A 10104-nucleotide genomic window follows, 5' to 3' on the forward strand; every position below is an offset into this window, starting at 1 on the left:
CAGCACCATGCACACGACACCCGAGTCAGCCTGAACGACTCCGTACACACGAACGGGCGACACCAGATCATCCAGAAACGGACTTAACGTCCTCTAAGAGGATGTTAAGTCCGTTTCTGGTAGATATCTCGTCCGGTTTGGGCGAGGAAGCCCTGGCGGGTGAGGCGTCCAAGGCGGGAGCGGGTGACATTCAGGGAGGGGTCGTCGGTGGGCCAGCTGAGGAGTTCGTGCAGTTCGCGGACGCGGAAGGGCTGGTCGGGGTGGTGGTTGAAGGTGTTTAGGACCTGCTGGTAGGCGGTAGCCGGTTCGTCGGGCTGGGGGTCGGTGCCGTCCGGCGTGATCTCCTGGACGATCTTCCGGGCCGTGGCCAGCTCGGCCAGGCGCCCCTCGGTCTCGGCCAGGGCGGTGGTGAGGTGCTCGATCTGCCGCCGTAGGTCGTCGGCCCGGGCCATGGCCTGTTCATGCCGGACCTGGACGTCCTTGAGGAGGTCGGCGACGTTCACGCGGCCACCTCGTAGGCGTCGCGCCAGGCCGGGGCCGGGGTGGTGAGGCGGCGGGCCATGTTCGCGGTGGACGCCCAGTAGACGCGGGAGGCGGAGTTGTCGGGCCTGTGGTCGTACTCGCGGGCCAGGCGCCGGTGCAGCATCAACGTGCCGTTGACCTGCTCGACGACCCACCGTTTCGGCTGCGGGACGAAGCCCTTGCCCTGGTCGGCCGGGTTGCGGCGGACGATCTCGACGGTGATGCCGAGCAGGGCGCCGTGGATGACGGTCTCGTCCTTGAAGCCCTGGTCCACCAGGGCCTTCTCCAGGCGGTTGCCGCACCGCTCGGCGGCCTGGGCGAGCAGGGCGGTGCCGGCGGCGTTGTCGTGGGCGGAGGCCGCGAGGACGACGACCCCGATGATCAGGCCCAGCACGTCGACCACGAGCCCGCGCTTGCGGCCCGGCACCTTCTTGCCGGCGTCCAGTCCCGTCGTGGTCTTCGGGACGGGCTCTGAGGAGCTGTCGACTCGGCGCAAGAGGCGGATTCCGGCCCAACGCTCCCGGCCCCAGCAGGGCGACCAGCGCAACACCCTCAGGATTGCTCGTCCGAACCCGGCCTGCGGGCCCTCCGTCTGAAGGATTGATTAACCCCCGCCCGTGCGGGGAGGACCCGTCGGTGTAATGCGGCTGAGCATCCACTCGCCGACCAGCTCACCGACCCCCCATGGGGCCAAGCGAGCGCGATACAGCGAGCTGAAGCCGACCGCGATGGCTGATTCCTGCGAGTGAGAAGAGTACAGCGGGCCGCGGGAATTGAGTCCACCGTTCTACGGCCGGCTCTCGCAGCTGCGGTGAGGAAGCGTGACTCCGGTCAGGAGTGCGGGAGGGGCGTGTGTCCGGCATGGGGAGTGGAGAACGGATCCCTCCGGTTCCTGATGATCCGACTTGCCGTTCAACACGGCAGCAGAACGCCGCGTTCGCGGATGACCAGTTCTTCGCCCTCGGTAAGGCTCGCGTACGTGATGACCTCATCCAACAAGCGGAACGCGCCGCCGACCTCTTGGCGGGCGGTGACAATTCGTTCGGCCGTGTCAGGACGGACATCGAGTACCTGCGAGATCGTCTGAGCGTCGGCACTGTTCAGATCCAGCAGGCCGCCGTCGTCGTAACCGGTGCCTCGGCCTGGTCGGCCGATACCCAGTTCACGGGCCATGGCGGGATCATCCTGAACGATACGGCGCGCCTCGGCACGCAGAGTTCGGGCCTGTTGGACGGCGGCGCAAGGGCGCGGCGTTCGTGAACGCGCTGCGCCAGGTCGTGCGGGCGGTGTGCGGCGGTGAATGGGATCCCGAGGCGTTGTCCGGCATCGCGGCAGCGAGCGTGGAACGCCGGCGGCCCCGGACCGGCCAGAAGGCGCGAGTGCGGGGGCAAGGACGTTGTCGGGGCGCCCGGCGAGAGCATGGTCGGCCGGGCCGGGAAGCTCGTCCTGCGTCAGCCCCACAGCAACGGCGAGCTCGCGCCGGCTCTCCCCGGGGCGGCGGTAGGCTGCCGAGGCTCCGAGAAGGCGCCGGGAGGTCGCCACCCGCGGGTGGCGACCTCCCGGCGCCTCAGACAGGGACCGTGACGACCGCGGCGGACGCGGGGACGTCGCCGGTTCGAGATCCGGGCCAGAGGCCGGCTCCCCATGGTGCGGCAGGTTCGCGAACCGGCCGCCGACTGGTCCCCGGCGGGTCAGCCGCCCAGCTTCGCGTACAGGCCACGGCCCGGGCGCTGCGCCCGGCCGGCCTTGGCCAGGCGCTCCAACATGGTGCGCACCGCGTTCACGTTGTCCGCCGACTCCTCGATTCCCAGCCGGGCGATCACCTCCCGGGCGCGCAGCGGTTCCTGTGCGTCGGCCAGGATGCCCAGCACGCTCTCGGAGGTGGCACCGGTCGTTCGCCGCCTGCGCGCGGGCGCAGCCGTTTCGCTCTTCGCCGGAGTCGGCTCGGCGCCGGTCCGCGCCGGCCTGGCACCTGTGGTGGCGGCCGCCTTCTTCGCCGCGGTGCGCGGCCGCGCGCCGTCGGCGGTCCTCTCCGCGGGCGCCGCCTTCTTCGCAGGTGCCGCCTTCTTCGCGGTGGTCTTCTTGACCGGCGCCTTCTTGGCCGGGGCCTTCTTGGCGGGGGCCTTCTTCGCCGTCTTCGTGGCCTTGTCCGTGCGCGTGGTGGCCTTCTCGGCCTGGTCCTCGCCCTGGTCCGGTCCTGCCTCGGTTTCGGCCGAGTTCTGCTGCGGCCGGTCCCCGGCGATGGCGTCCGCCTCCGCCCGAACGGTGCCCACCGGCGTGAGGTCCTGCGAGGCCACCAGTCCGGCCAGGGCCCGCAGGCTCTCGATGGCGCCGCGTACGGCATTCTCACGCGCCACAGCGGCGGTCAGCTCCTCCTCCAGACGCCGCCGCCGGGCCTCGATCCCGGGAAGTTCCGCCTCCAACTGGGCGATGGTGTCACTGAAACGGCTGTCTGCCACGGTTCCTCGTCTCCTCTGCCCGCGATCCTCCGCAGGACTATGCGATCTTTACCCCACTCACGCGTCCGCCAACAAGAACTGCACCAGACAGCCCGCTCCGCCGTCACGACCACGGAAGGCGACGGTGACGATGGCGGTGGTGCAGCGCCCCAGCGAACCGTCCGAGCCGCGACCAGCACCACGCCCGACCACGCCCAGCCGCCATGTCGTGGTGAACGACCTCAGCGCGAGGACTTTCTGACGGCCGGCACCGGCGGCCGGCCTGCGATGCGGTCGGCGCCGACGGGCCACCGTGAGCTGCACACCGCCTTGGCCACAGGCGCGCGGCCGCGATCTGCTCCCCGACGGCAGCCACGTGACCATGGACAGCCAGGGATACGGCACCACGAGCTGCACCACCGACCAGTTGGAGACGGCCGCGAAGACCGGCGCCGTCACCGTCCGCGTCACCCTGGACTCCTCGTTGGGCCTCGCCCAGACCATCGCCGAGAAGTACCACCCGTAAACAGGGCGAGCTCGTGGTGGCCGCCGGCGGGGCTGCACGGCGCGGGGTCCGGGAGGAGCAGCTCCGCGGTCGCATTCTCCACCCGCAGCGGGACCGGACTGGGTCGTCGGGGTGGGGGCGGTGCAGCCTGTCGTGGTGAGCTCGGCGTTCGGCGGCCTCCGGCGACATGGTCCGGCACTCACCCGCTGATTCGGGAGACCGGGCACAGAGGAGGTCCTGCTCAAGGAGGGCGTCCGGCTCGGCGTGCACGCGCTTGGCGGGCAGCTGCCCGCCGATCGCCTTGACGATTTCGGCTGCGCTCGTCGAGCCGTTGGCCTCGATCAGGCTGAGGGCGGTGAGGTGGAGGCCGACATCCCGGAGGACGAGCCTGTGGCCCTCAGGGTGAGCACTCGGGTCGCCCGGCATGAGGCAGGCCAGGGCAAGGGATCGACACGCTCCGCGCCGCCGGACACCGCGACATCGCCGCCGGCATCCGGCAGGCTTCTTGCGAGCCCTCCACCCGCCCGCCCGACCTGCCGAGCATCATCCGACCAACGTGATCACCAGAGCACAGGGCTTTGCAACGGCCCTGAGCCACGGCGCGCTCTTTCCATGATCCGCTGCCGCCAATCGTGTTGATCATCACGCTCGGCGAAGTGATCGCTTCCGCTAGGTTACCGACGTGACTGGCTCTCAACTCCCCCACTTCCAGGGCATATCCGACGACCTCACGCGCGTACTGTTCGGACCTCGTGCACAGCGAATCCACGAGCCCTGGAGGCGCCTGTTCGACGACCCCCGGTTCGCCTTCGAGGAGGGACTGACCCCTCAGGAACGGACAGCGCTTTCGTACAAGCGACTGCGGTTCATAAACGATGCCGTGCCGGATCCGATCGCCCTGGCCTCGGACATCGAGAAGCTCGCGGCCATGCACGAGTGGGCTGGAGTGGTGGATGCCGGGATGGCGACGCTCGCGAGCATCCATTGGAACCTGCACATCGGCAGCCTGGCCGACCACGACGAGGGGCGGGACCTGCACCCGTATACCCGAATGGAACGCATCGGGACATTCCTGTGCACCGAGCTGGACCACGGTAACGACGCCGCCTCGCTGGAGACACGGGCCACATTCGATCCCGAGACGAGCGGATTCATCCTGGATACGCCCACCGCCGGTGCTTGCAAATGGATGCCGAACACCTCCAGTGCCGGTGGCGCCAAGAGCGCCCTCGTTGCTGCCCGCCTGATCGTCGGCGAAGTCGACCACGGAGTTTTCCTCTTCCACACGCCGCTCACCGATCAGGACGGTCGGCCCTACCCGGGCGTGGAAGTCCGGCCCCTCCCTCAGACCGCCAGCGCACCCGTCGACCACTGCGCCACCTACTTCCACGGCATGCACCTGCCCTTCGACGCCATGGTGCAGGGCGACCACGGGCGTCTGTCACGCGACGGCAGGTTCACCAGCGTGCTGGGCAATCCACGCAAGCGATTCCTGCAGTCGGTCGGACGCGTCAACGCAGGCAAACTCTGCATGAGCGCCTACAGCCTTGGCGTGACACGCCATGCCCTCGTCGTCGCTATGCAGCACGCCAGCCGACGGCTCACCTCCGGCATGACGACAGACCGCAAGGTCTCCCTCATCGAGCACCGCAGCCACCACGCCCCGCTCCTTTCTGCGGTCGCCACCACATACGCGGCGACACTGCTGCACCGTGAAGTAGTACAGCGGTGGACTGACAGCACTGCGACTGAACGCGCCGATGTGGAACGACTGGCCGCCATGGCCAAGGCCTGGATCACTTGGCGGGGTCGGGAGATCATGACGGAATGCCGTGAGCGTTGCGGAGCGCAAGGCCTGCTGCTGTCGAACGGAATTGCCTTCCAGCTGGCTGCGAACGAGGGGACGGTCACCGCCGAGGGAGACAATCTAGTAATTCTCATAAAGGCGGCTGGTGAGATGTTGATGGGCGGATTCACTCCCATGCCGACTTCTGAGGTACCGGCGAGTGAGCGCTCACTGGATGATTCAGATTATCTACAGGAACTTCTTGCAGACATCGAACGTATCTGGCACAGCAGGGCTCGCATCCGACTCCGGAGTGGGCCGACAGGAAATCCATTGGCTCGGTGGAACGGAACCGTGACACCCGCCTTGCGGCTCGTTGAAGCACATACAGTTCGCCTTGCCGCGCAGTCTCTGCTAAGCGCGGCAACGGGAGAGCCCGTCCCTGAAGTCCAGGCAGTTCTCGCGAACCTGCACCGTCTGTTCACCTTGCGGCAGATCAAGGACAACAGTGGGGACTTGCTCGCGGCCGGCCACATGACCTCGGATCACGTTCATCAACTGCCAGACGTCGAGGAAGCGCTGATCGAGGCGCTCCTGCCCTATGCCCTGACCCTGACAGATGGCTTCGCAGCTCTTGAGGGCGTCCTGGCCGGGCATCCGATGCTTGGCGCTCCGGGGCCGGCGGCCGAACTGGTGCCGGCGTAATTCGGCAGTCGCTCGGGGCGCTGCTGTCCGGCGACAGCAGCGCCCGACTCTCGCCGGGAATGGGCGCGGGCCGCGACGTCGAGCGGGCCGCAGCGTCACCCGTCGTCGGGATCTGCACCACCGGCCGCGCCAGCAGTCGGCGGACAGGTCCGCGACGGCCTGCTGCCGACCCTCCAGCGCGAGGGGTCCGGCGCCGGTGACGACTGCCTCCCAAAAGGTCGCGCAGCACGCCACCAGCCCCACCCAGGACTTCTCAACCAACCCGTAAAACCCAGCCCACAAACAAGATCAACCAGCGACTCACCGACCCGCCACACCGGCAGGTCGCATCCTGCGGTTCCTCGCCGGGCAGACCGCCGGCTTCACTGGCTACTGGAGCGCGGACCGGATGGCAGAACAGCGCCCCGAGGGACTGATGACGTCGAGGAGGGCTGGGCGAAGCCGCGGCAGAGGCGTCCGCCGGCCGCGCGCGATGCGGGCGCGGCCGTCGGGCCGCAGGACGACGAAGTACTGCCGGTCGGCGCCCTCGACGCGGGCCAGCGTGACGGAGGCGCCGGCCGCCGCGAGCGCATCGGCGGCCGGGCCGGCTTCCTCCGTCATCCGGTCGATCCACGAGTAGAACCGGGTGAGGCTCTTTGCCGGGCCGGTGATCCAGATCGCGAGCCGCGCACCCCGGCGCAGCGCGGCGAGCAGAACCGTACGCAGCGGCCCGTCGTCGGCCTCCCGCAGGAGCAGGTCGTGCAGGCGTTCCTGCCCGCATGGCCGGGACGGGGCCGCCCCGGCCAGCGCCCGGCACTTACGGCACGAGGCCAGGCCCCGGGGCTGGAAGTGGTGCTGCAAGCACGGGCAGCACGTCAGTCGGACTGCCGCCGGTGCAGGTCGCTGTCCCTCCACAGGGAGAGCAGGTGCGGGCTGGACGGCGCCGGGACGCGCCCCGGGCAGACGTCCCAGTGGCAGACCCGGCACCGGTCGGTCGGGTTCGCCCGGCCGAAGTTCAGCGCCGTATTGTGCCGGTCGATGCGCCAGCGGTTCCCTTCGCGGATGTCGCGCGGGGTGGGGCGGGCCCGGAAGGCGATCCGGTAGGAGTTGTGCGGTGCGAGCAGGCGCAGCGAGGCGTTGACCGGCAGGGACTTGCCGTTGCCGGCCGCGCCGGAGATGCACATCATCGCGCGGGCTTCGAGGGTGGCGGCGATGTTGTCACGGGCGGTGCGCGGCGCCTCGGTGGCGACGGGTTCGGGCGTCGGCCAGGTTCGGGTAGTGATCGGCGCGCTCACAAGATGCCGTGGTTGGCGGCCCTGTCCGGGCTCGTGCTGGCGCTCACCGCGCTCCCTCCTCGACCAGCCGGGCCGCTACGCGCCGTGCCTGCCAGGACGGGCGCCATGCCATTTCGCTGTGGCGGGGACCGGGTACGCATGGCGTCCTGCGGCACGCGCAACAGGCCGCCGCCGGCGCTGCGGCTGCCCGGGCGAAGGACACTGGTGCCCGGTGAGGCCAGTGCTGACCCGGCCTCACCCTGGCGCAAGCCGCCGACCGCCTCCGAGGAGTTCGCTCATCTCGTCGGTCTGCCGTGGTCGGATGGTGCCCGAAGACGTGAGGAGGCCGAGTGTGCGTTGGAGACGTGGCAAGAAGGCAGGCCGTCGCCGGAACGGGGACGGGGCCGGGGACGGGCCGTATGAGATCGTGTCCTCTTCGCAGGCGCTCTCACATCCGTCCCGGATCCGCGAGGAGCGCTGGGAGGAGTGGTTGCGGCGTTCGCGGGTCGGGGCCGACCTGGTCGCGTGGTGGGACGGCGGTGACAGCGACGTACGCACGCGTATTGGCGACATGCCGTATCGGGAGCGCCTCGTCGGCTTCCTGTCCCGGGCCTCGCCCCGGGACTGCGCCGCGATGGGCCTGGGCTGCAACCGCCGTGTCGACCGGCCGTGCTGGGAACCGCAGATCTGCGGCCAGGACCGCGTCGGTGTTTGCGCCGGCGGCGCGGCCGGTACTGGCGCGTCTCGTATTGGTCCGGTGCCGGGTGCCTGCGGGTCCTTCGTGGACTGCTGGAGCGATCTGGAACTGCGTGTGGAGTTCTCCGCCGACGACCGCCACCGGGCGGTGCACATGACGGACCGGAACCGCTGGGGCGAGGTCGGCGTGTGGGTGGACGGCGTTCGGCTGATGGTGGATGCCTGGCTGGATCGGTCCGGGTACTGGGTGGGCGATCGGTTCTATGTGCTGCGGGCAGCGGGCCCGGAAGACCATCCCGATCAGCAGATCGCCCTCGGTCTGCTCGGTTACAGGATTCTCTCGCTCGTGATCCACGACGCCCGCCGCGGGACGACACGCGTGTTCGTCCCGAATGCCTCACAGAGCTGGACCGATCCGTTCGTGCGGCTGGACCGCGATCAGTTGCATCTGTACGCGGACGAAGCCGCCGTCACGGCTGACCGGCCCGACCGGTCGGTACCTGCCGAATCGCCACCTTGAGGTGACCCCTGGAACGTGGACACAGGGGTTCATGCTGCGAGTGAGAGTCTAGCGTGCGTGTGGTGTTGCTGTTCTACACCCTGCGCAACGTCCGCACCGGGACCTGCCTGCACCACGCCGACGGGACCAACCTCGCCGCCCAGGACCCGGACGGCGGCTTCACCGACTGCGTGACCGTCGGCGACTTCTGGAACGCCCGCCTGGGCCAGTGCCGCACCAGCGAGGCGGCCTGGACCGTCACCCCCGGCGCGCACGCCCGGATCAAGTCCGAGTCCGGCCTCAACGGCAACGACCTCTACCTGACGGAGGCCCAGCCCGGCCACGTCGCCGCCCGCCCGGACCGCGACGCCGCCGCTCCGGACTGGACGGTGACGCCCTGAGCCCTCCTGAGCCTTCCGGGGCGGGGGCACGCAGAACGCCCGGCCGGGAAACCCCGGCCGGGCGTTCGTACGAACCGTGCCCGGGCCGTCCTACAGGTGACGGCAGCCGGTCCAGTTGCCGACATAGTCGTACACGTTCCACAGCATGGCGCTGCGCGTGGCCGGACCGTAGATACCGTCCGGGGACAGGTTGTGCCCCTGCTGGAACGTCCGGACGGCGCTCTCCGTGTCACCACCGTACTCGCCGTCCGCGCCCCACCGGCCCACGCTGATGCTGTTGCACTCAGCGAGGCTCCGCTGGAGCTGCACCACGTCGTCCCCGCTGGAGCCGTTCTCCATGAGGCACGAGGTCGAACCGCCGCTCGTGCTGGGAATCAGCGAACGACCGCTCCCGTACGGGACCGAGACGGCCGTGCTGCAGTAGCCGTCCGCCGCGGAGGCGGCGGGAGCGAAAGTGATGAGCCCGGCGACAGCGGCTGCCGCTGCTCCGAAGGCCGCGAGTTGGCGCTTCAAGAAATCCCCCTAGATGAACTGCGGGCACGCCCGTGTGCGGTGGCCCGGCCAAGCGAGGTTGATATTAGGAGGAGATCGAGGCGGCGAGCAAGATCACGCCGGGTCGGGCCCGGTGCGTCGGCACCAGGGATTGAGGGCGCCCGCCTGCTTCCGTCGGGGAGTTGAGCGTCGAATCCCGAAAAACCGCGTACGGCGGCCGGCAGGAACCGTACACCCGGTGACTGCTGTCTTTCACTCGGTGAACTCCTGGGAACGGCCCGGGGAACGATCTAATGCCGCATCAGGCAACGTTTGCCGCGAACCTCGCCCGCGAGGCGGGCGACCTACACCCGCCCGCACGGCGTCCGGCACCTGTTCGCCGCCTACGACCTCGCCAAGGACCAGCTCTACGGCCACATCAAGAAGACCAAGAACCGCTCCAAGTTCCTGGAGTTCTGCCGCTATCTGCGCTCGCTGCACCCGCTGGACGTGCGCATCGCGATCGTGGCCGACAACTACTCACCCCACCTGACCACCAAGCGGTGCCAGCGGGTCGGAACCTGGGCCGAGGCGAACAACGTGGAGATCGCCTACACCCCGACCAACAGCTCCTGGCTCAACCGGATCGAGGCCCAATTCACCGCCCTGCGCTACTTCACCCTCGACGGCACCGACCACCCCAGCCACAAGGTCCAGGGCAGCATGATCCGCCGCTACTGAAGTTGAATTCGTAATGTCGGTCTGAAGGTGGTCAGCCGTCCATGATCAGGCCGGTGGCGGCGAGGCATCCGTCGATGAGGTGAGAGC

Annotated in this window: 11 protein-coding genes and 1 pseudogene; 5 read left to right on the top strand and 7 right to left on the bottom strand. The window is 69.2% G+C overall.

Features of this window, described 5'->3' with window-relative positions; all coding sequences use genetic code 11:
• Positions 1 to 104: 104 nt before the first annotated feature.
• The 4 genes from AC0B61_RS36575 to AC0B61_RS36590 form a co-directional block, all read right to left on the bottom strand.
• Positions 105 to 503 carry a hypothetical protein gene (locus tag AC0B61_RS36575; protein WP_471746770.1) on the bottom strand — a complete coding sequence of 133 codons (399 nt, stop codon included), beginning with the start codon at positions 501 to 503 and terminating at the stop codon, positions 105 to 107.
• Positions 500 to 1018, bottom strand: coding sequence for a transposase (locus AC0B61_RS36580; RefSeq protein WP_471746772.1), 519 nt, complete (start codon positions 1016 to 1018; stop codon positions 500 to 502). The genes AC0B61_RS36575 and AC0B61_RS36580 overlap by 4 nt, the downstream gene beginning before the upstream one ends.
• A 416-nt stretch (positions 1019 to 1434) precedes the next feature.
• Entirely contained in the window at positions 1435 to 1695 is a 261-nt protein-coding gene (locus tag AC0B61_RS36585) for a ComEA family DNA-binding protein (protein ID WP_471746774.1), read from the bottom strand.
• A gap of 518 nt (positions 1696 to 2213) precedes the next feature.
• Positions 2214 to 2981 (bottom strand): hypothetical protein, encoded by a 768-nt coding sequence (locus AC0B61_RS36590; RefSeq protein WP_471746776.1) that lies wholly within the window; start codon positions 2979 to 2981, stop codon positions 2214 to 2216.
• A 361-nt stretch (positions 2982 to 3342) separates the two neighbouring features.
• Between AC0B61_RS36590 and AC0B61_RS36595 the strand changes: the two genes are divergently transcribed.
• Complete coding sequence (locus tag AC0B61_RS36595) at positions 3343 to 3486, top strand: hypothetical protein (protein WP_471746778.1); 144 nt, start codon at positions 3343 to 3345, stop codon at positions 3484 to 3486.
• Between the two features lie 859 nt (positions 3487 to 4345).
• The gene (locus AC0B61_RS36600) at positions 4346 to 5956 is read left to right on the top strand and encodes an acyl-CoA dehydrogenase family protein (RefSeq protein WP_471746780.1); all 1611 of its coding nucleotides are present in this window, start codon (positions 4346 to 4348) and stop codon (positions 5954 to 5956) included.
• A 369-nt stretch (positions 5957 to 6325) separates the two neighbouring features.
• Here AC0B61_RS36600 and AC0B61_RS36605 read toward each other — a convergent pair whose 3' ends face one another.
• The gene (locus tag AC0B61_RS36605) at positions 6326 to 6796 is read right to left on the bottom strand and encodes a hypothetical protein (protein WP_471746782.1); all 471 of its coding nucleotides are present in this window, start codon (positions 6794 to 6796) and stop codon (positions 6326 to 6328) included.
• A gap of 14 nt (positions 6797 to 6810) precedes the next feature.
• Positions 6811 to 7230 carry a DUF6083 domain-containing protein gene (locus AC0B61_RS36610; protein WP_471746784.1) on the bottom strand — a complete coding sequence of 140 codons (420 nt, stop codon included), beginning with the start codon at positions 7228 to 7230 and terminating at the stop codon, positions 6811 to 6813.
• Between the two features lie 406 nt (positions 7231 to 7636).
• Between AC0B61_RS36610 and AC0B61_RS36615 the strand changes: the two genes are divergently transcribed.
• Together AC0B61_RS36615 and AC0B61_RS36620 are read left to right on the top strand one after the other, a co-directional pair.
• Positions 7637 to 8425: a hypothetical protein gene (locus AC0B61_RS36615; protein ID WP_471746786.1), complete on the top strand. Its 789-nt coding sequence runs from the start codon at positions 7637 to 7639 to the stop codon at positions 8423 to 8425.
• Between the two features lie 53 nt (positions 8426 to 8478).
• Positions 8479 to 8805 carry a hypothetical protein gene (locus AC0B61_RS36620; protein WP_471746788.1) on the top strand — a complete coding sequence of 109 codons (327 nt, stop codon included), beginning with the start codon at positions 8479 to 8481 and terminating at the stop codon, positions 8803 to 8805.
• Positions 8806 to 8895: 90 nt separating this feature from the next.
• Here AC0B61_RS36620 and AC0B61_RS36625 read toward each other — a convergent pair whose 3' ends face one another.
• Positions 8896 to 9144, bottom strand: coding sequence for a peptidoglycan-binding domain-containing protein (locus tag AC0B61_RS36625; protein ID WP_471746790.1), 249 nt, complete (start codon positions 9142 to 9144; stop codon positions 8896 to 8898).
• Positions 9145 to 9627: 483 nt separating this feature from the next.
• Here AC0B61_RS36625 and AC0B61_RS36630 point away from each other — a divergent pair.
• Positions 9628 to 10014: pseudogene (locus AC0B61_RS36630) on the top strand (transposase); the annotation flags it as partial.
• Between the last annotated feature and the right edge of the window lie 90 nt (positions 10015 to 10104).

The organism is Kitasatospora sp. NPDC023385 (assembly GCF_055664045.1).

Excerpts from the sequence above, each read along its gene's own strand:
- AC0B61_RS36595 (WP_471746778.1), top strand. The coding sequence starts at position 3,343 with ATGGACAGCCAGGGATACGGCACCACGAGCTGCACCACCGACCAGTTG.
- AC0B61_RS36585 (WP_471746774.1), bottom strand. The coding sequence starts at position 1,695 with ATGGCCCGTGAACTGGGTATCGGCCGACCAGGCCGAGGCACCGGTTAC.
- AC0B61_RS36625 (WP_471746790.1), bottom strand. The coding sequence starts at position 9,144 with ATGGAGAACGGCTCCAGCGGGGACGACGTGGTGCAGCTCCAGCGGAGC.